A 23,529-nucleotide genomic window follows, 5' to 3' on the forward strand; every position below is an offset into this window, starting at 1 on the left:
CCACATTGCTGGAAGGCTGACACGACATGCGCGTAAAATAAAAGTCCGCTTGTCCACAGGTTACGTTTTCTCTTCACTGTTCTGGACAATATTGGAGAATATTCAACAGTTGGTTCTGTTACATTAGCTACTCCAGAAGATCATATTAATTTTTTGACGATTGTAAGACCAAGGGGTCTTTATACTCTTTTTTCCATCTTTTTGTTTTCGATCTAATCGAGAAGGATATAAAGTGGCATGATAGACAGTTAATACTTAAAAATGTCTAAAAAAGCAGTGAGTTTAATAGAAATAGTTATCCACATTTAGAGGTATGAATAATTCAGGTTTATCTATATTCTCAAAATTAGATAATTCCTGATTATTAAAATATAGATAAAATGGAGGAAACTCCACTTCCTCCTGTTCTTGATAGATTAGAAGCGATATTAGAGCACTCTGATATCCTAAAAAGTAATATACATTTCTCCAATTTTGATACTCTAGATACTCAACGATCATCTTTTGATAACCTTGAATGTGTCTTTTTAAATAATCAGGTTTCAAAAATACTCCTGACGGTATACTATTAAGACATTGTTGAAATGCATGAATTAATCCATCTTGATAGGAGTGGATTAAAAACAATTCTGGAAAAGTTTTTAAAGCATTTCCTAAATATTTATCTTGACTTAAAACTTCTATATGTTCATGCATTATTTTGTCTAACATTAATTTAGCTACTGAGTAAACTTCAGGAGACATTAATTCATTTTCAGATATTAAAACGTTTTTTAACGAATGCATAAAATATGTCCCATCTGTAAAAATAGGTTTTAAGTAGCTGTTTTTTTCTTCTTCCCATGCAGCTCCAAGAGTAACAACATAAAATTGATTGGAATATTTTCCTAATCTTTCATTCAAAATTGAAATAATACGGTTTAAGTCTTTATCCCCAAATGAAAACCCAATAAACACGACAGTCCCACTAGCTAAAATACTCTTCAGTCTGTCTCCAATAGGTTCATTACTTAATCTATTATAACAATTTTCATATTCCTCCTCGGAAGCAACTACAGATCCAGGATTTTCTATGCTCCCGTGGATTTTAAATACTCTACGCTCAAATGTATCCCAAAAAGCAACATCTTCATTGCTTATTACCGGACTCGCATTACATTCCTCTTCAAAATAAGTGTCCCAATTGGTTGTTATTATATTTTTAATCTGTGGAATCTGCGCCACTTCTCTATGAAATCTTGTTGCTGTCCCACGTAGTTCTGGAAATTTATTTATATATTCAATTCTACCTCTAATCTTCTTGATTAACTCTTTGGGACCATTGTGAACCTCTTTTATAAATAGACTCATTAGTTTATCGAAACTTATATCACGATTAATTTCCATATGCTTTTCAGATTTCAAGAAGTTATATATATTCTCATAGAATGTGTTGGGTAATACATTTCTTGATTCTGTACTTATTCCAGATCCACAAAAAATTGTTAATTCCTCATTTTTAGCTGCTTCAATAACCTCATCAGGCAACTCAAATTCTTTTTGATTTTGACATATTGCACAGTTGCAGTCAATTTTCCCTTCTATCCACATTTCGTACCTCCTCAATAGTCCAATAACTATCTTGAGACAGTTCAATCTTTTGAATATTACCTTCAATAATTTCGATTCCTACTTCTTCTTCTACCAAATCTGAGGATTCTTTTTTAAGATATTGAAAAATAGGATCAGTTTACTCATTTAAACAATCTAGGGATATACCCTATCTAACACTTCTTTTCAGTAGGTCCCACTCTTTCTAATTTGTTATTTTCATCATAAATCACTTCATAGAATTGGTTGTGAATTCTTGTTTTAAAAATAAATTGCTTATTGCTATTTTTGTTATTTTGTTCCACAAAGAATACTTGATTAAAGTGAACATCGAACCTTTTAGAAATTATTTCTTTAGCTTTTTTTTCTAGCATATTATCTATTTCCTGTCCAACAATAGCAGATTCTTCTCCCCCAATCAAACCTTTAATAGCTGTTAGAATGGTGACCACATCTGCGGCACCACTTATTAATATCAGTATATTTGAAAAACCTCCACCTGCGCCTGCCTCAACTGATGAAGATTCCCCTTGATAAATTTCGTAACTAATTTCTTTTTCATTTAAGTAATTAAATATTTTTTCTGTTTCTTCAAACGATAAATTTGATCCTTGGGAACCGATTCTAATCATTTGAGAATTATCTATCTGAGTCAATCGTCTGAAATTATTAGTGATATTAACTTCTTCAAAGTCCTTCAAATATTCCTCAAAAGAAACTTGTACCTTCTTTATCATTTCTGCTTCTTCAATACTGAAGCTTTTGGGCATATTTAATACTTTGTATATAACCGTTAGAAATCCTTCATTATAAACTATGTCAATTGAATTACGATGAGCACCACTAGCAACCATTGTTCTTTTAAGTTCTGTAACTAACTTTTTAAAATCTTGGTATTCTGTTGATATATTTTTTTCTACTAATATTTCTTCACCTAATTTCTTATACTCAGCATTTTGAGATAGTTCTAGGAGATTATCGTATTCAATAATTAATTCTACTTTGGAAATCATAGTACTCCTCCTATAACTTTTATTTAAAATGTGTATGTTAAACTCACATATATTTCGTATAAACAAAAATATTAAATTCATATTTGGATTTGAATTTTAGTATTGTTAGTGCTGACAAATAATAATATTATTTAATTCACTTATGATACGGTTCATTCCGCATAATCCGAAAGGCGCGATAGACCTGCTCTACTAATATCAATCGCATCAGCTGGTGTGGGTAAGTCATTTTACCGAATGAGATGGTTGTGTCGCTGCGCTTCATGACGGCTTCGCTCAGGCCTAGTGAACCACCGATGACGAAGACGATCTTGCTGCTGCCGTGGATCATGAGCTGTTCGATTTCTTTGGCGAAAGATTCAGAGGTGCGTTCTTTTGATTCGATCGCCAATGCAAAGACATAAGCCTGATCCGGTATCTTGGCTAGGATGCGTTCACCCTCTTTGTCCTTTACCTGAATCATTTCTGCTTCGCTCAGATTCTCCGGTGCTTTTTCGTCTGGAACTTCGACCATTTTTATTTTTGTATAGGCACCAAGTCGTTTGGTGTATTCCTCGATGCCTTTCTTCAGATACTTCTCTTTCAGTTTTCCTACTGAGACTATCGTGATATCCATAACCGACTCCTTTTAAACCTGATCCAGAATTTTCGCCAGGATGCGTTTCATTTCAAAGTACTCTTCTTCTTCAAGCTTGATTTCTTTTGTAAATGCCAGAGGGACTTCTGCGATTTCAGACTCCAGCGCTTTTCCTTTTTCAGTCAGACTGACTTCGACCACGCGCTCATCCTGAAATGACCGTGCCCGCTGGATCAGTCCTCTTTCTTCCATACGCTTGAGCATCGGTGTGAGTGTGCCTGAATCAAGAAACAGTCTTTCGCCAAGTGCTTTGACTGATAAGGTGTCTGTTTCAAATAAAACCAGCAGCACCAGGTACTGCGGATACGTTACATTGAATTTTTCCAGCAGAGGACGGTAGATTTTCGTAAATTGTCTCGTTGCTGCGTAAAGCGGAAAGCATAGCTGATTGTCCAGTTTTAATATGTCTAATGTCATCTCGTTCACTCCTTCCCTACATTATAGCAATTTACTTTTTAAGTTCCTATAGTTTGACACGGATAATTTAATTGTGTACAATCTAATTGTAATCAATTAAAAAAGGGAAAGAGGTGACAAATATGGGACTCGCATTATATACTGCATCATCTACAGCGACAGGCGGACGTAAAGGTCATGTCAAATCGTCAGACGGCACACTCGATTTAAATTTGTCTTTACCAAAAGGATTAGGCGGAAAAGAAGAAGCAGGGATGACCAATCCGGAACAGCTCTTTTCTGCAGGATATGCCGCTTGTTTTGACAGCGCCCTTCAGATGGTTGCTCGCCAGGCTAAAAAGAAAACGACATCCTCTGTTACAGCTAACGTCAGCATTGAGAAGAAACTGAAAGGTTTCGGACTAAGCGTTGAACTGGCTGTTGAAATCGAAGGGGTATCTCAAAAAGAAGCAGAAGAATTGGTTGATCAGGCCCACCAGGTCTGTCCGTATTCACGTGCCATTGAAGGCAACGTTAAAGTCAAGAAAACAGTTAAAGCAATCTAGTCTTTTCTTATCCACAGTTTCTCCTCTTTGATCTCTCAGGCTTCCCCTGGGAGATCTTTTTAGTTTTCCACCTGCTTTCCACACTTATCCCCAAAGTTATCCACATATCCACAGGCTCTGTTCCCGTTTTTTCGAGTAATTCATTCTTTTTTACCAAAATAGTAGATAGTTTACTTTTAAAGTTATGCACAGTTTTACACAGCTCGATTTTTTCTTCTCTAAATTATAGAACCTTATAGCATTAGCGTTTAAAAGATACATTTTGTTATCCTAAAAAAAGTTATACACACCTAGTTTGTGCGCTGTGCATAACTTTTTCAGTAAATCTTTGATATACCGGGCTTCTATTTTCCACTTTCCACACCCGAACAGGGTTATCCCGAAAGTTATCCCCACAAAAAATACACAGCCCTCTATTAGCAGCTGTGTATCCCCAGATTTTCAGTTTATATCATTTCTTCTGAACTACGCATGGTGATCGTTGTGGATTGCAGTTCACCATCCCGGTAGAACTCGACTTCCACTTCCTGACCAATTTCTGTATCGTAGATTTCCTGTCTCAGTTCGATCCCGTTCTGAACGTCTACCCCATTGAACGAAACAATCACGTCATTGGCTTCCATTCCGGCATCTGCGGCTGCACTTCCTGTTGCGACTTCAGCTACAACGACGCCTCCATCGATATCTTCAGGCAGATTCAGGATAGCCTGCTGCTGTTGTGGAGAGACCATGGACAAATCGACCATTCCCACGCCTAGTAGCGGTCTGACGACTTCTCCATCTTCTTCAAGCTGATTTATGATATCGACAGCATCGTTACTTGGAATGGCAAAGCCCATTCCTTCGATAGTAGACGAAGAGATTTTCATTGAATTGATCCCAATAACTTGTCCGGCTATGTTGACTAGTGGACCACCGGAGTTCCCCGGGTTGATAGCTGCGTCTGTCTGGATCGCCGTCATTTCCCAGTCCATCTCACCATCCATATTGGTATCGACAGGTACAGTACGTTCAACGGCCGAAATAATGCCTGATGTCACGGATGACGCAAAGTTTGTCCCAAGAGGTGATCCGATGGCTATAGCCGGTTCTCCAACGGTCAGATTCTCAGAATCTCCGAATTCAGCTACCGCTGAGACTTCTTCCGCATCGATTGATAAAACGGCCAGATCTGTCCAGACGTCCGCTCCGATGACTGTTGCTTCTATGCGTGTGCCGTCTTTGAACAGGACTTCAATTGCGTCCGATCCTTCGATCACGTGGTTATTTGTGAAGACATAGGCTGTGTCCCCATCCACTTTATAAACGGCGCCACTTCCAGTTCCCGCCTGAAGCAGGTTTTCTTCATCTTCTTCAGTAGTCTCTGTCTCTCCGTACCATCCCCACGGTGTATCACCAATACGCTGAAGATTGATGATCGATACGACCGCGTCGTCAATGACATCCACCGCATCCGTGATGCCTGATGAGACGTCTACACGCATTTCAGAGACGGTTACTCGTCCATCTTCATCTACTACACCATTTTGAGTATCTTCTTCCGGTTCAGTTGTATCGTTATCTAACAGGTCACATCCGACAAGAAAAGAGGATGTAAGCATAAGTGCTAAAAATGATGACCATTTTTTGGTTTTAGTTTTCATCGTTGTTCCTCCTACTATATAAAAGCATGTTTACTATATCACTTATATTTGTCCAATAAGTGAAAAAACTTTATACTTTCTGTTAGCTTCAGTTTATCATAATTTGCTTCATTACAGAATTATGACGGTCTTTTGAAGTAGAGTTTCCCCTATAATTATAATAATTTTCCTTCGGTTGGCAAGAGTGATTTTCATAAAAATCACGTCCGATTTTGTCTGATCCTTTTTCATTATTTTGTTCTTCCTGCTAATGCTTCAGTCAGTTTGATTAAGGCATCGTAAGCTGGTATAAGCATCATAACTTCAGCTTATCTAAAATATGAGGCTGGAACTACTCGTAGACTGGTTCTACGTGTAGCTTGTACGTATTTCCAGACTCGCAGTTACCATTAGACCCGTTCTGGTTATACCTTATTCTCATTAAGAATCCTAAACTGTCACTAACCCCCTTCTAATGACACCTTATTCTTTCTCCGGATCTTAAACTGCCGCTAACCCCCTTCTAATGACACCTTATTCATTCAACGAACGCTAAACTATCACTAGAATCCCACTAGCGGTATCTTAACAGTACGTCTACCGCCTGAACTACAGTTAGACACCCCACTAACGGCATCTCAGCCAAGTGACTAAACCACAAACTACAACTAGCCCGCCCTACACCCACCAAGCCCTTCAAGATCGGAAGATTTGAGGCACTCAAATCTGACCCCATTAAAAAAAGCACCGGACGGCAGGGAAGAAAGTCTTCCTTACTGTCTGGTACTCGATAAACTCATATTCAGTTGTTCTTAAAGGGTGAACAGGTCGCACGGTTCCACAGGATCTGTGTCATACAGCCTGAACCGGTCGTTGACGCCTGTGTCTTTTCTGACGAGGATGTCTTCCACAGTCGAGTGCGCGATTTCCTTGACATTGTTTTCCTTGCTCAGATGGCCTAAGTACACGCGCTTCGTCCGGTCTCCGACAATTTCTGCCAGAGCCAGCGCGCCGTCTTCATTGGACAAGTGACCTTTATCCCCGATGATCCGCTGTTTCAGCGACCATGGGTAACGCCCCATTCTCAGCATGCTCACATCGTGATTGCTTTCAAACAGATACGCTTCTGCATCTTTCACGTAGTCGCGCATACGGTCGCTCACATAGCCCGTATCCGTCAGCATCACGAACCGTTTATCGTCTTTCTGGAACGTGTAGAATTGAGGATCGATGGCATCGTGAGAGACGCCGAAACTGGAGACATCAATGTCCCCGAGTGTCAGTGTCTTGTCGATGGAAAAGTGATTCTTCTGTTCAACTTTCAGATTACCCAGTTTAGACTCCATTGCTTTCCAGGTCTTCTCATTGGCATAAACGTCCAGTCCATATTTACGCGCCAGGATACCGACGCCTTTGATATGATCTGAATGTTCATGCGTGACCAGGATCGCATCGAGATCTTCCGGTCGTCTGCCTATTTTACTTAATAATTCAATGGCTTTTTTTCCGCTGAATCCGCAGTCCACCAGAAGGCGGGTGCTGCCGGATTCGACGTAGGTGATATTCCCGGTACTGCCGCTTGCCAGTACACTGATATTCAAGCCGGATTGTGCTGCTTCCATCATGACTACTACCTCTCCCTGCAATTACTCATTGTCCATCTTACACCATCTGTCAGCAACTAGGCAAGGTCATACGGGCAGTCGTCACACTAACGTCCAACTTATTCTTCCGAGTCGTCCAGCTCTTCCGGATCGACCGGAATAACCGGTTCAGTCGGTTCTGTAATGATTGACCGCTCAATGGCGTCCACTCTCAATATACGTTCGCCTCCGGAATCTACAACTGGAATATACCATATCGGCCCGTACATACTCAGATCCTCCAGATGGAGTGTCCTCTGATAGGATAGAATCGGCTGTCTGACGGTTGTGTTGGAACTGATGGCATTGTTCTGGAACAGGACTTCGACGGCCTGACGGTCAGTGATGATTTCCATCGGGCTGCCTTGCGTCGTCATTGGTCCGGCATAGCTCTGCTGGTAGGAAATGATGTTTCCGTCGCTTCCGTAAAAAAGTGAGATTTCCGACGTGCCGTCAGCTACTGGAATACCTTCAACGGCCTGTGAATACACAAAGCGGTTCTCTGAGTTATCGTAACGAAGGAAGGTGTACTCGTTCCCGAAAAGGACCGCTCCGCTGGTGATAAATTCATCCAGAATGTCATAATCGGCTGCTGTGAAGCCATCATCCGGATTCCCTTCTATTTCGATCGGATCGGACAGGATACTCGTATACAGTGACCCGTCCTGAGCAATCGATCCGGCCTGATTCGCAAGTTGATCGCTGTTTTCCTCAAGCAGGTTATTCCGGTCAGCCTGGACATAGTAGACTTCTCTATCTTCTTCTGTCAAATTCGGCAGGTCGATACCGATCTGTTCCATTTCTCTCAGCAAGTTGACCTGGTCAGGAGCTGTCGATGCGTACTGCAGATCGCTCCGGTTCAGAAAACTGATCAGCAGGTAGATATTCAGAAGCATAAAGGTCATGAGAAAGATGTTTTCGATTTTCTTAAAGTCCATTATGCATCTCCTCCTGCAGCTGAATGTAACGATTCAGCTCATACCAGACATTGTCTGACTGCACGTACCAGTTCGGTTCAAAATGAACGACACGACTGTCCTCTTCGCTCTGGACCCAGGTCAGCCCTTTTCTGACATTCTGTACAGGATCCAGACCGGGTGCCGTATTCTCTAATTGTTCGACGACACTGACTCCGCTTGGAAGAGTTTTAGTGCTTTCCCCGCCTAGGGTCAGAGGTGTCTGAACGACTCTCAGCGGTACTCTCAAGTTGCTTAGACCACTTTCCACTACAGTAATGAGGACTGATGATTCAAGCTGCTGCGTACTGAAGACCGGATAGCCTTGAATGTAGCGTTGAAAGGTCACTTCACTGGTGCCATGTGTGTACTGCTGGTAATGGATCGTTTCAGTCCAGTTCTCGACTTGTCTCAGTTCCTGGAAACTGCCGAGCAGACGCTCGCTGAAAGTCATCTGCCCCATGTCAGTCCGCTGCCTCAGATAAGTCAACGTGTTTACTGCATCATTGATCCGTACTTCCGTCGTCAGATCGATGTAGCGCGTCGTCTGACCGGTCCGTCTGGCATCGACCTCTGACGTGTCCGCAAAGAACTGATTGATATACAGGTTGTTCGGCAGGCGTTCAACCAGATAGTCATGGTATTCTATTTCTACTTCATCAGCTGATACATAGGTGAATGAGTCGCCAAGAGCAACAGTTTCCACTTCAATAAACTGATTATTTGCGGCGAACAGCAGCTCATTGATGATTTCCGACGTGAAATTCGATTCAGACACTGTATAGTCGATTTCATTATTTACATCGTAAAATCCGATAGTCTCGATATTCTCACGGTTTAAATAGAGCCGGTTGAAGATTCGGTTCTCATAATCGGTCGGCAGATCATCGAAAGCTTCTTCGAACAGGCCGAACGGAATAGGCGCATCAAAGACGAACTCTACCCATTCGCCCGTAGCCAGCTGATCCTGGTAGGCTTGCCGACTAAGGCGCTGAGGGTTGTTTACCTCACCAAAATTCATGGTATTGAAATACTCTTCGATCCAGTCCCTTGTATGGAATGCATCGGCTTTCTGTTTGCTTTCATTGATTGAACGGTGCCAGACGATCTGATTGGGTGCAAAGACCTCTGTCAGTGTCCGGTCGACGAGGGAGGCTGGAACGAATCCACTTCCGCCTGAAGCAGGCTCTCTGAGTTCCCCGCCGGCTGTCCATAGCTGAAAGCTTAGAAACAGGCTGAGGCCTATAAGCACGGTCAGCAGCACATGTTTAATTCGGGACCAGGTCATACCCACTCATCCTCCTCTTCAAATGGCACATAAGGAAGCGACAGATAAAAGGTCGTTCCTTTTCCTTCTTTACTTTCAGCCCAGATGCGGCCACCATGCTGTTCAACAACTTCCTTGGAAATCGCCAAGCCCAAGCCGCTTCCACCCATTGCACGGGACCTTGCACGGTCAACACGGTAAAATCGGGTGAAGATTTTGTTCAGATCGGCTTTAGGAATCCCCATGCCTTCGTCTGAAATGCTGATGATCACTGCATCGTCAGTCTTGTGCATGCGGCCAGTAATGGTTCCGCCATCCGGTGAATACTTGATTGCATTGTTCATGATATTGTCGAGCACCTGAATCATGCGGTCCGGATCCACCTCAACAAAGATCGCTTCTTTAATCAGCTCTTTATGAATACGATAATTTCTCGTCTCGTATTCCGCTGAGTGGATCAGCATATCGAAACGGTTCAGGACATGATCGACCATTTCGGTGATATCCACAATTTCAAGTTCAAGGGAACTCTTTCCTGAGTCGATACGTGACAGGTGAAGCAGATCCTGGATCATTCGAATCATCCGGTCTGTTTCATTCTGCGTCACTTCCAGGAATCTAGGAGCCAGTTCCGGGTCTTCCCAGGCTCCGTCTGCCAATGCTTCAATGTAGCTGCGCATACTGGTCAGAGGCGTTCTCAGCTCGTGAGAAACATTGGATACAAATTGTTTTCTTTCTTCATCTATACGTTCCTGCTCAGTGACATCGTGCAGCACACAGACGATTCCGCTTATGAAGCCGGACTCCCTCTGGATAAGCGAGAAGGAAGCTCTCAGCAGTGTCGCTACGCCGCCTTCGCTTGCATTGACAAGGACATCATCCTGCTTTTCAAGAATCGTCCGGAGCGTAATTTCTTCTTCAACATTCAATACGGATAATAGATTTTCTCCAATGGCTTCTTCATCCGTTCGTTCCAGCATCGTCTGGGCCATATCATTGATAATGATGATTTTTCCACGTCTGTCGGTTGCAACAACCCCATCTGTCATATGGGTAAGGACACTGTTCAGACGGCGTCTTTCCGCATCGATGGACTCCTGAGCCTCAGCTACGTCGTCAGACAAGTCATTGATCAGACCTGCAAGCTGTCCCAGTTCATCTTCGCCGTAGACCTTCAGCGTTCCTGAATAGTCCCCATCAGCGATCTGACGGGTCTGGATCTGCATCTCCTTGATCGGTTTAGTCAGTGCACGGGATACCATATTAGCCAGAACTAAAGATAGAATAATTGCGACTGCACTGGACTGAAGAAATATCCACGTAATTTGAGAAATCTGAGCATAGACCGATTCAATGTTACTTTCCATTAAGATAGCGCCGAGAAACTGTCCGTCATCCGCTTCTGCAAAGACGGGTTCGACCACTTTCCATCTGCGGTTGTTCGTTACCGGATCAATCACCTGTCTAGGTACCGTTGATTCGGAAAACATCGCATGTCTTAAATCCCCATCATCTGACAATTGCCCAATGATGTTCTGCTGGGTACTGTCACTGGTTCCGACGACGACCAGATCATCATTGACGACCTGAAGATCCGTGATGCCGCTGCCTGAAAAGTCGGCCAGCAGGCTGTTGATCTCCTGGACGGGATCCACTTCGTTGTCTTCATTGTTATTGGCTTCAAGTTCAAGCAAAGGCAGAATCGCACTTTCCAGAAAGCTCATCTGAACTTGTCTGTCTTCCTGGAAATTGGCGACCAGCTGTCTTTCAATCTGGGTAATAAAATTCGCCCCGATTAGCTGCAGGGCGAATACTAGTAATAAGACTATGACAAAGACGATCTTTGTATTGATAGACTGATAAAATCTGATTTTTTTCTTCATAAATCACTACTTCTCCTGTTGTTCAGGACTTCTTAAATAATAGCCTACTCCTCGTCGAGTTACTAAGAACGTCGGGTGACTTGGGTTGTCTTCGATTTTCTCACGTAGACGTCTGACGGTCACATCGACGGTTCTGACATCTCCGAAGTAGTCGTATCCCCATACTGTTTCCAGCAAGTGTTCACGAGTCATGACCTGACCGATATGTCTAGCCAGATAATGAAGGAGCTCAAATTCACGGTGAGTCAGTTCGATCGTGTCTCCGCGTTTGGATACGATATAGGCATCCGGGTGGACAGTCAGATCGCCAACTTCGATGTCATTGGTTTCTTCCTTGACCGGCTCACTGCTCTGAATAGACGACTGACGTCTGACATTCGCTTTTACGCGAGCAACCAGTTCACGGTTGGAAAATGGCTTAGTCACATAGTCATCTGCACCCAGTTCCAGACCAAGGACTTTGTCGATTTCCTGATCTTTCGCTGTCACCATGATGATCGGTGTGTCTCTTGTCTTACGTACTTCACGGCAGACTTCCAGGCCATCCATTTTTGGAAGCATCAGATCTAAAACAATCAGATCCGGATTTTCCTCTTCCACTTTTTCTACTGCCTCTTCACCATCATATGCGGTGACGACTTCGAATCCTTCTTTTTCTAAATTAAATTTCACTATATCTGAAATCGGCTTTTCATCGTCGACAACTAATATTTTTTTCAAAGACGTTCCTCCTCAGAAACATTTTACTTGCTCAATCAAAAACATAGAATCTGTTCCTCTAGATTATACCGCACCTGAAGGTCAGGTTCAATTTTAGGTGAATCTTTGATCCCTTTGCTTAAACCAGATGAACGGTCAGTGCGACCGAGTCGTTGGCTTTGACCGCTTTAGCCGGTCTGATTTGCAGAGATGAGACAGACGGGTGGTCAAGAATGATGACCGGAATAACCGGCTGGAACCCTCTTTCTTCAATTAACTGCTTGTCGAACTCGGCCAGTATCTGTCCTTTTTCAACAGTCATATTCCGTTTAACGTAAGTCGTGAAGCCTTCACCGTTCAATAGTAAAGTATCGATACCGATATGAATCAGTACCTTGATTCCTTCTTCGGTTTCTATATAGTAAGCATGTTTTGCATCGGCTACCTCGATCAGCTTGCCGCTTACCGGTGCATACACTGTATCTGATGACGGAATGATTGCATATCCATCACCGATCATCTTCGCTGAAAACAGCTCATCCGGCACTTCTTCAATAGTGATAACCTCTCCATCGGTTACCGCGGACACGTCCATCGTATGAGCCGATTCACTGCTTTCTTGTTCTCCATATTCAGCTGGTTGATTCCCCATAGTTTTCTCCTTTTTCATTCAATAACAAACTGCACTGTAGATGCTACTATTCTAACAATTAAAGCCATTTCAAGCAATGTCTTTTGAAAATAGCGTTTTGGTTGGTCTTCATTCGTCTTCGTGGTATTCTATTTATATAAAACCGCCGACAGGCAGCATATGTAAAGGAGGGGCAAAATGGATTTAGGATATATCCTTTCTCTCGTCATTTTAGGTGTGTCACTCGTAGTTCTGATCCTCATGGGCTTTTTAGCTATGAAGAAAATGAAACCGACTTTGAAAAACATCGAAGACACCAAGGAAGTGGTTAATGGACACATCGACCATTTCACGCGTGAAGCAGAAGTCATGCAGGAAAAAGTTGACCATATCATGGCTCGTGTCGATAACACCAAAAACGTTGCAGAGATCAAGATTCAAAATTTTGACGAACTTTCAGACAGTGCAGCCAGTCTTTCCGAATCTCTCATGTACCTGAAAGAACACGGAGATGAGTATTCAAAAGGCATCGCTGAAAACAGCTACAAGGAATTGAAGACAGATGGACCCCGTTTAGCCAAAACATTCAAACTGGCTTTTAGGAAAACGGTCGATAAACAGAAACAGCGGCATAAAACTGGACATGCTGATCAGCTGCCCGCTGTAGTCAATCATCAGTTAACTGAAATCGAAAGGTAGGAGACATCTATGCCAAAAGTAAGTCTAACTAAAGCCGTATTAATGAGTGCCGCATCAGCCTTTACTGCTCTGCTGCTTGCACCGAAACCAGGAAAAGCTTTCCGCCAGGACCTTAAAGAGGAAGCGCTGAAACTGAAAGACTCCGGGGAAGAAAAAGCCCATGAATTAGTGGATGACTTCAAAGCGTCTTATATGGAAGCAGAAAGAGAACTGGAATCTGAACAAGCTAAACTGGATGCCAAACAGGCTAAGCTCAGCCAGACGATCGAAGAAATCGAAAGAGATCTGGCAAGAAGCGAAGCTGAGAAGCAGGATGACACCGTCGTGGATCCCGCAGCTGCCAGTCACGCAATGTATGCAGACGACAAGACCGGTGATGTGAAGGATACACCGCTTGAACCGGAACAGGATCAGGCAATACCTAAGGATAAAGTAGATGAAGCTCTTCACGACAACTATCTGTCAGATGATGAAGATTTCCAGCTGGATAAAGACAATCTAGCTGACGAAGAAGACGCTTCTCATAAAACAAATCCGAACAATTAATAGAATAGAGTTAGAGATAAAGCGCCTGGCTGCAGATTACTGCAGTCCGGTGCTTTTTTTGATTGTTTTGAGGTGGATGCCTGTATTGTCGGGGCCGGTTGTATCTGGATTTCGGGGACGAATGGTCCATATATCATTTTATAGACCATTCGCATCAATTATTTCGTTACCAATGGGGCATAAATCAGTATTTTGCACATTGGAGGAATCTCAGACGAGCCAAATGTGCCATATACACGGATATGAACCATTCGCAAGACGTAAGAGGACTTCAATGCCTCACAAATCGGCGTTATGAGGCACTGGACAAGTTTCAGTCGTACCGAACACCTCACAACTTGAAGATATGAGACATCCGTCTCATTCTATTCAGAAAACTCAACTCAATACGGACTGAAAAATTCTCCTGGAGAATTTTTCTTCAGCCTTTTCCTTTTATGTTCTTTTTCTCTTTACCCCATAAAAAAGCCGGAGAAATCATCTGTTGACTTCTCCGGCTTCTCTCTTATTATTCTGTTTTTCTGACCCATACGGAAATGGATTCTGCATTGACAGGGAAAGTGGCTTTCCCTTCTTCATCAATTTCGATTTCTTCATCTCTGTTATTCATCAGGTCGACATAGACCTCATGTGCATGCAGTTCGCCAACAGCCATCTCCTTGAATCCTTCGTCGCCATTGGACATGATGACCGCACACCCTTCAGGATGCTCGTCGTTTCCTGTTCGGGTAAAACCGATACAGTTGCCGTGATCCAGGTAATTGTACTGTTCGCCGTACGCGTAATCTTTTCTCGCTTTAAGAAGCAACTCAATTTCTCTGCGACATCCATCGTAGTCGACGTCTCCCTTATATCCATAATAGTCGCTATAGAATACACACGGGTAGCCGTAGTAGCTTAATAGAATGAAGCCGTATGCCAGAGGTTTGAACCACGGCTCGACATACGATTCCAGAGACTGCCCCGGCTGAGAATCGTGATTCTCAACAAAAGTGACCGCCTGTTCAGCATTCGTCTTGTAAAGCGTACCGTCCAGAAGACGTCTCAAGTCGAATTCATTGTGCTGCTTGGATGCTTCATGAAGCGCATAGTGGAAACGGACATCCATCATGGAGATGGAATAGTCATGTTCTTCCAGATACTCCTCCAGATATTTATAGCGCTGATGCCAGTATTCCGCTACAAAGAAGAACTCCTCGCCATGCACTTCTCTGACATCTTCAATCAGTTCTCTCATGAACTGGCTGTCTATATGTTTCACCGCATCCAGTCTGATGCCATCAATGTTTGTTTCTTCAATGAACCAGTGGATCCATTTTTTCGTTTCTTCAACGACTTCAGGATGACTGTAGTCGATATCTGCAAACATCAGGTAGTCAAAATTACCGAACTCAGTAGAGACGTTGTCATCCGGCGCCCAACCCTTGTCTTCTCCTTCGATTCTGTAGATGCCTTGTTCTTCTGTAATGGTGTCTTCTGACACCCCTGAAAAATGGTACCAGTGCCATTCAAAGTCAGAATACTTGCCTTCCCTTCCAGGAAAGTTGAAATACGTCCAGGACTCGATTTCGCGTGTATCGCCTATGGCCTCGTGACGATTTTCCGGATCGACAGGTGTGGCTTCGAACCGTTCAGTGCCGTCTGCACCGGCTTTATGGTTTAGAACCACATCGGCATAGACATGAATCCCCTGTTCGTGCAGTGCCTCGATTGCTTCCAGCAGTTCGTCCTTGGTCCCATACTTGGTGCGGACTGTTCCCTTCTGATCGAATTCTCCTAAGTCATACAGATCATAGATGCCATACCCTACATCATCCTGGCCGACTGATTTAAAGCAAGGAGGGATCCAAACAGCTGTTACTCCAATTTCGTTAAGGTGCTGTGCGTCCTCTTTCAGTCGTTTCCAGTGCTTGCCATCATTCGGCAAATCCCATTCAAAGTACTGCATCATTGTTCCATTCATCGTTATTTCTCCCCTTTAAGCTGTCTTTTTAACTAAAGACACACTGTATCCTTTAATTTTACCTTTGATTTCAATTTTTAACAAATGAAACCCCTTTGTCACAGCTTTCATCCTAATCTTAAAGAAGTTTGTTAAATCCCTTGTTTTTACAGTAACAGAAAGGTAAAATCAAGCTATTCACGAATCAGACATTGCTCTGTTCTGATATTTATATTTTTGGCAGGAAGGATTGTTTCTTTAATGAGAGCACTTTTAAGTCGATTTTCTAATTGGCCGATTCCGATTAAAATCGTCATCAGTTTTGCATTTGTCATGTTTGCCGGTTCTCTAATATTGGCATTACCTATCAGTCAGCTTGACAGTTCTCAGGCGACTTACTTTGATCATTTATTCGGCGCTATATCAATGGTCGCTGTCACCGGACTTTTTACCGTACCCGTTGCCCATACATATAATCTGTTCGGACAAATTGTTGTATTGGCTCTGATCAAACTCGGGGGTCTGGGGATCATCACTATAGTATCTGCCATTATTCTGCAGCTCGGGCGACGAGTCAGTATGAAAGAGGAAGTCACTCTTCAGCAGGCGTTGAACAGAAGTGACCGGATGGGGTTTAAAAACTTTTTAATATCTGTCGTCAAGTATACAACCCTTATCGAAGCCGTTGGTGCTTTTTTTCTTGCTTTTTATATGGTACCCGCTTTTGGATGGGGAAGAGGCCTGTTTACTTCTATTTTCCTGGCTATCTCAGCCTTCAACAATGCCGGATTTGATAACTTAGGAACAACCAGTCTGCAGCAGTTTGTCGAAACGCCTATCGTTAACATTGTCATCCCTATTCTAATTATTCTCGGCGGAATCGGATTTTCAGTCTGGTTCGATGTAGCCAAACACTTTAAAAAATTCATCGCTGTCCGCAGCTGGCTTGATTTTAAAGGCACATACAGACGCTTGAAGCTTCACACCAGACTCGTCATCAAATGGTCTTTCTGGCTGATTGTAGCGGCCATGCTGATCATCATATTAGCTGAGTGGTTCCACACAGGATCTCTCGGTGATCTGTCTCCTCTTGGACGACTGCAGGCAACCTTTTTCCAGGCTGTCACGCTTAGAACGGCCGGTTTTGCCACAGTTGACCTGACTCAGTTTCATATGTTCACCATTGTTGTCTTTACAGTATTCATGTTTATTGGTGGATCCCCTGGTGGAACGGCTGGTGGAGCAAAGACCTCTACCGTTGCATTAGTTGTTAAACTCATTGGTACTGAAATGAGAGGGTTAACGAACGTGAACTATAAAAAACGGACACTGGAAATGGATATAGTCAAGAGAGCCCTGGTTATCGTCGTTCTCTTTGTTCTTCTGAACTTTATCGGATTGTCTCTCATGACGATCTTTGACGAACACATTCCACTTCAGTATTTGTTCTTTGAATCGGTCTCCGCTTTTGGTACAGTTGGATTATCTGCTGATCTGACACCTACTTTATCTAGATACAGCCAGACCGTTATCATGTTTTCTATGTTTATCGGACGTTTAGGTCCAATCACTATCTTCACTGCATTGAGCACAAGAGACAGGAAAAAACGTGAAGTGACGTATGCTACAGGAAATATATTAATTGGATAGGAGTAAATAAATAATGGTTAAAACAGTTGGAGTACTTGGATTAGGAGTGTTCGGATCAACTATAGCAAAACAGCTGGGCGAACAGCACTATGATGTCATTGCTGTAGACAAAGATCTCATAGACGTCAATCGCGTGGAAGAACATGTCGTGCAGGCTGTGCAAGGAAACTTTACTGATATCGAACTACTTAAAAGCATCGGATTTTCGAATTGCGATGTTGTCGTTATCGGTACCGGATCAAACCTTGAAGCCAGCGTGATGGCAATCATGAACTGTAAAAAACTTGGAATCAAGAAGATTGTCGCTAAGGCTAAAAATCGCATCCATATGGAAATCATGCTGGAAATTGGTGCAGATGAAATCATCCGTCCTGAAAAGGAAATGGGCGATAAAGTGGCTCGTAATATCATGCGCAATAATATCCTGGATGTCATTACTTTAGATGAAGACAACTCAATCATTGAGTTTACGGCCCCAGATAGATGGGTCGGTCGAAGTTTGAAAGATCTGGATTTACGTAAGAAGTATAAAATCAATGTTATTGGTATGAAATCCTCTCCAGATGGTCCATTATCGATCAATGTACCACCAGAAGAGAAAATCAGACCTGACAGCTTCATCGTTGCCATTGGTAAGCCTGACACCTTTGAGCACCTGGACTACACGGATCAGCTAAAATAAACAGATAGAAACAGCCTGCGTGAACGGAAGAAGTTCACACAGGCTGTTTCTTTATTATTAAGCTTAGTTAACTGGTGCCCAGACATTTTCAAGAATGTTAGTCTGATCGCGATCCGGTCCGACAGAAAATGTAGAAATACGTACGCCTGTCAGTTCAGACACACGACGGATGTAGTTCCGTGCATTCTCAGGCAGTTCCTCTAACGTTCTGCATCCCGTGACATCTTCATCCCATCCCGGCAGTTCTTCATAAATCGGCTGACATTCACCCAGCTCTTTCAGACTTGCAGGATAGTGAAGGATCTTTTCTCCATTACGCTCGTAAGCTGTACAAATCTTGACAGTTTTCAAGCCTGACAGAACATCTATTGAGTTCAGAGACAGATTGGTAATCCCAGATACACGTTTGGAATGACGCATGACGACACTGTCAAACCATCCAATACGTCGCGGACGTCCAGTTGTCGTGCCATATTCATTTCCGGCATCCCGGATCTGCTGACCGATCTCATCATGCAGTTCAGTCGGGAACGGGCCGTCTCCAACACGAGATGTATAGGCCTTACATACTCCCACGACTTTTTCGATTTTAGATGGGCCGACACCACTCCCGATTGTTACGCCTCCAGCTACAGGGTTGGAAGACGTTACAAATGGATACGTTCCCTGGTCGATATCCAGCATAACCCCTTGTGCGCCTTCAAACAGCACGCGTCTGCCGCCATCCAGTGCATCATTAAGGACCACAGATGTATCACAGACATACTGCTTGAACTGCTGTCCGTATGCATAATAGGTTTCAAATATGTCGTCAAAATCAAGGGCTTCTGAACCATAAACATTGGTAAAGAATGAGTTTTTCTCAGCTAGGTTGATTTTCAGACGTTCTCTGAAGATATCCTTGTCCAGCAGATCCGCAATGCGGATACCCACTCTGGACGCTTTGTCCATGTAGGCAGGACCGATCCCTCTGATCGTTGTGCCGATTTTGTCATCACCCTTGGCATCTTCCTGAAGCTGATCCAGTTTGATGTGATAAGGAAGAATGACGTGTGCGCGGTCGGATACTCTCAAATTATCTGTCGAAATTCCTCTGTCATGCAGATACTTCAGTTCTTTAACCAGTGACTTGGGATTGATGACTACACCATTGCCGATGACGCTGATTTTATCCTGTGCAAAAATACCTGAAGGAATCAGATGCAACTTGTATGTGACCCCATCGAACTTGATGGTATGTCCGGCATTGTCTCCTCCCTGATAACGTGCGATAACCTCTGCACTTTCACTCAGGAAATCAGTGATCTTTCCTTTTCCTTCGTCTCCCCATTGTGTCCCTACTACTACGACCGATGTCATTTATCCACCTCTTCTATAATTTTCCAACAAAAAAGAGAATCCCCCGTTCGTCTATTAAAGTATACAAAGAGACTTTCAGCTCAGTTGTATCCTTTTTTCAACATAGACGGAGGCATTCTCCTAACATTAATTGATTTAGTTTTAACAACGTTCACTATTTTACCACACATCTGTTAAATGTGAACCCCAAATCGTCAATTAAAGTGTAATTTCGAAATCAAGATCGTCTTCCTCACCGGTAATCACAGCTGCTGACTGATCTACAGGTTTCTTGATCAGAATCTGAAGAGCAACAGAAATAGCTGTACCGACCAGGATTGCTGAAATAAAAATACCTAAGTTACTGGCCATCGGCATGCCGAATACACCTGAGACACCTGCTGTTGATACTCCGAATCCCATCATGATGGCTCCTCCGACAGCCGCACCCATCATATTTGGTCCAATGATTCTAAAAGGATCTCTAAACGCATATGGAAGCGTTGATTCTGTGATGCCGACCAAACCGGATAGTATTGATGCCGGGGCCATTCTGATTTCATCTTCAGTGTACTTGTTCCGGGCAATGAGTGACGCAATACCGACAGACAAGGCTGGAACCATGATTCCCGGGAAGACGGCTGCATTGACAACGAAACCGAGACCGCTCGGATCATTCCAGACAGCGAAGACAAACGTGATCGCAATTTTACCGATTGGGCCTCCCATATCAAAGGCACACATTGCACTGAGGATCGCTCCAAGCAGAAACGCATACTGAGGAGCCTGAGACAGATCGAGGAGATTAGAAATGATCAGATCATTCAGTGCACCGACGAAGATAGCGATTGGATAAGCCATGATCAAATAAAGCAGCCAGCCGGTCAAAACTGGAATCAGCAAAGTTTTCTTGATCGAATCGAGAAATAATGGCACCTTGACCTTGCGTAGATACAAGACCAGATAGCCTGCGATAAATCCGGCCAGAATTGCTCCAAGAAAGCCACTTGCGGAAGTATTTTCAACTGGCGGATGCCCTGCAATATAACCACCGATAAACCCTGGTATAATAGCTGCTTTGTCTCCGATTGCATAGGCCATATATGCTGCAAATATAGCTGGAATCAAATCCATCATCACCCATGCAAACCCGTTAAGTGTAGCGACCGCCGGAAAGTCGGCTTGAGATTGAGAAATCATACCAGTCAATGCGATAGTCATACCGGAAAAGACAATGAGCGGCAGCATGTAGGACACGCCTGTCATTAATGCTTGCTGAAATTTTTTCATAATTGATCCTCTATTCCTTTAAATAGTTTTCTTATGAGTTTATGTCAACATTACTAATGCTTACTTCAGTTTTTCTTCTATTTTTTTAATGACGCCATCTGCATTTTTAATAGCAGTAGCGACAGGGATCGTCACTTTCTTTATATTCTTGAAACGCTCAGTTTTAGCCAGTTTGATATCCGTAGCGAGAATCAGAATATCAGCTTCTTCAAGTTCTGCTCTGGTCAGAGCATTTTCGATTCCTGTTGCCCCTTGAGTCTCTACTTTCACCTCGTGCCCTCTTGCTTTAGCTGCATCCTCGATAGCCCGCTTCGCCATGAAAGTATGGGCCACTCCCGTAGCACAAGCCGTTACTGCAGTTATTTTCATCCAGATTCCTCCTCTACTGTATGTGCAGCATTGATTCAATAACATCAGACAATTCATCTTCTTTGTCTGCTTCTCTTATTTTTTCCTGCATGTTCTGATCCATTAAATTGTAGGATAGTGCAGACAACAGTTTAAGGTGCAGATCTTCTGCATTATCTTTTGGAATAATCAGCAGGATGACCGTGTCAACTTTTTCGTCGTCCAAAGCTTCCCATTCCATTTTTCTGGCCAGCTTACACACGGACACGATCGGTTTTTCCAAATCAGATGACTTACCGTGCGGAATAGCAAACCCATTGCCGAAGCCTGTGGTACTTAATTCTTCTCTTGTCATGACTTCCTGGTATACCTCATTTTCATCAAACGAAAATGAGCAAGCTGTATGAACCAGCTGGACAATTTCTTTCAGTAGCCTGTCTTTCCCATCTGCATCCGATTTAACTTCAACAGCGGCATGAATGACAGGTCGGTCATTATTGGTCATAACAGTCTCCCCTATTTTACAAATGTATGCTTTATTATAACAGCCGTTTTCAATTTTGAAAAAAATTTTGTATCAAAAAAACAGATCCCAAACGGTCAGAATTTTTCAAGGACCGTCTGGAGTCTGCTTTACTTATGATATCTGGTTTTCTGGGTAATAGGACATGGAAGAAAACTTGTTGTATTCTTTAATGAACAGCAGCTTGCAGGTACCCCTGGCTCCCGATCTGTTCTTCTCAAGAATGACTTCGACCACATTGTCTTCTGTCTCGTCATCTTCCTCGTCGTCTTCACTTCTGTAGTAATCATCTCTATACAAGAATGCCACGATATCGGCATCCTGCTCAATCGACCCGGATTCTCTCAAATCACTTAAGATCGGACGCTTATCCTGTCTCTGCTCAACACCACGTGACAACTGAGACAAGGCAATCACAGGTACTGAGAGTTCTTTCGCCAGTTTTTTAAGCTGACGGGAGATCTCTGATACTTCCTGCTGCCTGCTTTCTTTCCCGCTGCCTTCGATCAGCTGCAGGTAGTCAATGACAATAAGGCCCAGATCCCCTTTTTCCTGTTTCAGCCGACGGCATTTTGCACGTATTTCAGCTGTCCGGATCCCAGGGGTATCATCGATATAAATATTCGCTTTAGATAAGCTCCCCATCGCAACAAAGAGTTTCTCAAATTCTTCTTCAGTAAGCTGTCCGGTTCTAAGATTGGAGGCATTAATCGTTCCTTCAGCACAGAGCATCCGGTTGACCAGCTGTTCCGCTCCCATCTCCAGACTGAAGATCGCGACATTTTCATCTGTCTTAGTCCCAATATTCTGAGCCACATTCAAAGCAAATGCTGTCTTCCCGACACCTGGCCGGGCTGCCAGAATAATCAGTTCATCCTCATGGAGACCTGCAGTCATCTGGTCAAGCATCTTATACCCAGTAGAAATTCCAGTAATGTCATCATCATTTTGAAATAGTTCATCTATATTGTTGATTGTGTCTCTTAAAACTGATTCGATCGAAACGAATCCACTTCGGCTGCGTTTTTCCGATACTTCGAGAATGCTTCTTTCTGCTTCATCAAGAAGATTGGGCACATCATCTGCTTCCTGATACCCTTTCGATGCTATATCAGTTGCTGTCTGGATCAGTTTACGCAATATGGAGCGTTCTTCGACAATTTTGGCATAATAGTCCACGTTAGCAGCAGTCGGCACCATACCCGCTATTTCAGCCAAATATGGGGTCCCGCCAACATCTTCAAGCAAGCTCTTCGTTTCTAGACTATTAGCAATAGTCACAACATCAATAGCTTCATTTTTTTCATTCAAGTCTACCATGACCTGGAAAATAAGCTGATGAGCACGTCGATAAAAATCAGACGCTTCAACATATTCCATCGCCGGTATTAATGCTTCCGGATCTAATAGTATAGACCCTAAAACAGACTGTTCAGCCTCTATATTCTGTGGAGGTAAGCGATCGCCTATCATTTCCATTCTTCTGGTAGCTCCTTTTCTTAACTAAACTGTTTCTCTATTTTACATCATATCCAGAAAATTGTATATAAGGGAACATATGTTTAGTTCTTAATGTTTCACGTGAAACATTACTGCAGTTTCTAAATC

General features: G+C 43.0%; 22 protein-coding genes. 5 read left to right on the forward strand and 17 right to left on the reverse strand.

Annotated elements, in window-relative coordinates:
* Positions 1-282: 282 nt before the first annotated feature.
* The 4 genes from BMX79_RS04150 to BMX79_RS04165 all read right to left on the reverse strand — a co-directional run bounded on the left by BMX79_RS04150 (position 283) and on the right by BMX79_RS04165 (position 3,657).
* The gene (locus tag BMX79_RS04150) at positions 283-1,590 is read right to left on the reverse strand and encodes an SIR2 family protein (RefSeq protein WP_091479485.1); all 1,308 of its coding nucleotides are present in this window, start codon (positions 1,588-1,590) and stop codon (positions 283-285) included.
* Positions 1,591-1,763: 173 nt separating this feature from the next.
* Positions 1,764-2,603: a hypothetical protein gene (locus BMX79_RS04155; protein WP_091479487.1), complete on the reverse strand. Its 840-nt coding sequence runs from the start codon at positions 2,601-2,603 to the stop codon at positions 1,764-1,766.
* A 136-nt stretch (positions 2,604-2,739) separates the two neighbouring features.
* The gene (gene rlmH, locus BMX79_RS04160) at positions 2,740-3,219 is read right to left on the reverse strand and encodes a 23S rRNA (pseudouridine(1915)-N(3))-methyltransferase RlmH (protein WP_091479490.1); all 480 of its coding nucleotides are present in this window, start codon (positions 3,217-3,219) and stop codon (positions 2,740-2,742) included.
* A 12-nt stretch (positions 3,220-3,231) separates the two neighbouring features.
* Positions 3,232-3,657, reverse strand: coding sequence for a MarR family winged helix-turn-helix transcriptional regulator (locus BMX79_RS04165; RefSeq protein ID WP_091267074.1), 426 nt, complete (start codon positions 3,655-3,657; stop codon positions 3,232-3,234).
* A gap of 122 nt (positions 3,658-3,779) precedes the next feature.
* Between BMX79_RS04165 and BMX79_RS04170 the strand changes: the two genes are divergently transcribed.
* Positions 3,780-4,202, forward strand: a complete 423-nt coding sequence (locus BMX79_RS04170; RefSeq protein WP_091479491.1) for an organic hydroperoxide resistance protein — start codon at positions 3,780-3,782, stop codon at positions 4,200-4,202.
* A gap of 446 nt (positions 4,203-4,648) precedes the next feature.
* Here the strand turns inward: BMX79_RS04170 and BMX79_RS04175 are convergent, their stop codons facing one another.
* The 7 genes from BMX79_RS04175 to BMX79_RS04205 all read right to left on the reverse strand — a co-directional run bounded on the left by BMX79_RS04175 (position 4,649) and on the right by BMX79_RS04205 (position 12,924).
* Positions 4,649-5,845 (reverse strand): S1C family serine protease, encoded by a 1,197-nt coding sequence (locus BMX79_RS04175; RefSeq protein WP_091479494.1) that lies wholly within the window; start codon positions 5,843-5,845, stop codon positions 4,649-4,651.
* Between the two features lie 791 nt (positions 5,846-6,636).
* Positions 6,637-7,449 carry an MBL fold metallo-hydrolase gene (locus tag BMX79_RS04180; protein ID WP_091479496.1) on the reverse strand — a complete coding sequence of 271 codons (813 nt, stop codon included), beginning with the start codon at positions 7,447-7,449 and terminating at the stop codon, positions 6,637-6,639.
* 98 nt (positions 7,450-7,547) lie between these two features.
* Positions 7,548-8,405 carry a two-component system regulatory protein YycI gene (locus BMX79_RS04185; protein ID WP_091479498.1) on the reverse strand — a complete coding sequence of 286 codons (858 nt, stop codon included), beginning with the start codon at positions 8,403-8,405 and terminating at the stop codon, positions 7,548-7,550.
* A complete protein-coding gene (locus tag BMX79_RS04190; RefSeq protein WP_091479500.1) occupies positions 8,395-9,711 on the reverse strand; it encodes a YycH family regulatory protein in 1,317 nt (438 codons plus the stop codon). The genes BMX79_RS04185 and BMX79_RS04190 overlap by 11 nt, the downstream gene beginning before the upstream one ends.
* Positions 9,708-11,573, reverse strand: a complete 1,866-nt coding sequence (walK, locus tag BMX79_RS04195; protein WP_091479503.1) for a cell wall metabolism sensor histidine kinase WalK — start codon at positions 11,571-11,573, stop codon at positions 9,708-9,710. The genes BMX79_RS04190 and walK overlap by 4 nt, the downstream gene beginning before the upstream one ends.
* 6 nt (positions 11,574-11,579) lie before the next feature.
* Positions 11,580-12,293: a response regulator YycF gene (yycF, locus tag BMX79_RS04200; RefSeq protein ID WP_091479505.1), complete on the reverse strand. Its 714-nt coding sequence runs from the start codon at positions 12,291-12,293 to the stop codon at positions 11,580-11,582.
* Positions 12,294-12,411: 118 nt separating this feature from the next.
* On the reverse strand, positions 12,412-12,924 hold the full coding sequence (locus tag BMX79_RS04205) for a PTS sugar transporter subunit IIA (protein ID WP_170230955.1): 513 nt from the start codon (positions 12,922-12,924) through the stop codon (positions 12,412-12,414).
* Positions 12,925-13,101: 177 nt separating this feature from the next.
* Here BMX79_RS04205 and BMX79_RS04210 point away from each other — a divergent pair, with 177 nt between their 5' ends.
* Positions 13,102-13,602 carry a DUF948 domain-containing protein gene (locus tag BMX79_RS04210; protein ID WP_091479511.1) on the forward strand — a complete coding sequence of 167 codons (501 nt, stop codon included), beginning with the start codon at positions 13,102-13,104 and terminating at the stop codon, positions 13,600-13,602.
* Between the two features lie 9 nt (positions 13,603-13,611).
* Positions 13,612-14,148: a YtxH domain-containing protein gene (locus BMX79_RS04215; protein WP_091479513.1), complete on the forward strand. Its 537-nt coding sequence runs from the start codon at positions 13,612-13,614 to the stop codon at positions 14,146-14,148.
* Positions 14,149-14,656: 508 nt separating this feature from the next.
* Here the strand turns inward: BMX79_RS04215 and BMX79_RS04220 are convergent.
* Entirely contained in the window at positions 14,657-16,111 is a 1,455-nt protein-coding gene (locus BMX79_RS04220) for an alpha-amylase (protein WP_091479515.1), read from the reverse strand.
* Between the two features lie 240 nt (positions 16,112-16,351).
* Here BMX79_RS04220 and BMX79_RS04225 point away from each other — a divergent pair, with 240 nt between their 5' ends.
* Together BMX79_RS04225 and BMX79_RS04230 are read left to right on the forward strand one after the other, a co-directional pair.
* Positions 16,352-17,740 (forward strand): TrkH family potassium uptake protein, encoded by a 1,389-nt coding sequence (locus tag BMX79_RS04225; protein WP_091479519.1) that lies wholly within the window; start codon positions 16,352-16,354, stop codon positions 17,738-17,740.
* Between the two features lie 13 nt (positions 17,741-17,753).
* Positions 17,754-18,422, forward strand: a complete 669-nt coding sequence (locus tag BMX79_RS04230; protein WP_091479522.1) for a potassium channel family protein — start codon at positions 17,754-17,756, stop codon at positions 18,420-18,422.
* A 63-nt stretch (positions 18,423-18,485) separates the two neighbouring features.
* Here BMX79_RS04230 and BMX79_RS04235 read toward each other — a convergent pair whose 3' ends face one another.
* The 5 genes from BMX79_RS04235 to dnaB all read right to left on the reverse strand — a co-directional run bounded on the left by BMX79_RS04235 (position 18,486) and on the right by dnaB (position 23,400).
* On the reverse strand, positions 18,486-19,781 hold the full coding sequence (locus BMX79_RS04235; RefSeq protein ID WP_091479524.1) for an adenylosuccinate synthase: 1,296 nt from the start codon (positions 19,779-19,781) through the stop codon (positions 18,486-18,488).
* 198 nt (positions 19,782-19,979) lie between these two features.
* Positions 19,980-21,050 (reverse strand): PTS fructose transporter subunit IIC, encoded by a 1,071-nt coding sequence (locus BMX79_RS04240; RefSeq protein WP_091479527.1) that lies wholly within the window; start codon positions 21,048-21,050, stop codon positions 19,980-19,982.
* Positions 21,051-21,110: 60 nt separating this feature from the next.
* Entirely contained in the window at positions 21,111-21,419 is a 309-nt protein-coding gene (locus BMX79_RS04245; RefSeq protein WP_091479529.1) for a PTS fructose transporter subunit IIB, read from the reverse strand.
* A 13-nt stretch (positions 21,420-21,432) separates the two neighbouring features.
* The gene (locus BMX79_RS04250) at positions 21,433-21,903 is read right to left on the reverse strand and encodes a PTS sugar transporter subunit IIA (RefSeq protein ID WP_091479531.1); all 471 of its coding nucleotides are present in this window, start codon (positions 21,901-21,903) and stop codon (positions 21,433-21,435) included.
* A gap of 132 nt (positions 21,904-22,035) precedes the next feature.
* Positions 22,036-23,400 (reverse strand): replicative DNA helicase, encoded by a 1,365-nt coding sequence (dnaB, locus tag BMX79_RS04255; RefSeq protein ID WP_091479533.1) that lies wholly within the window; start codon positions 23,398-23,400, stop codon positions 22,036-22,038.
* Between the last annotated feature and the right edge of the window lie 129 nt (positions 23,401-23,529).

Source organism: Alkalibacterium pelagium (genome assembly GCF_900109325.1).
GTDB classification, from domain to species: Bacteria; Bacillota; Bacilli; order Lactobacillales; family Carnobacteriaceae_A; genus Alkalibacterium; species Alkalibacterium pelagium.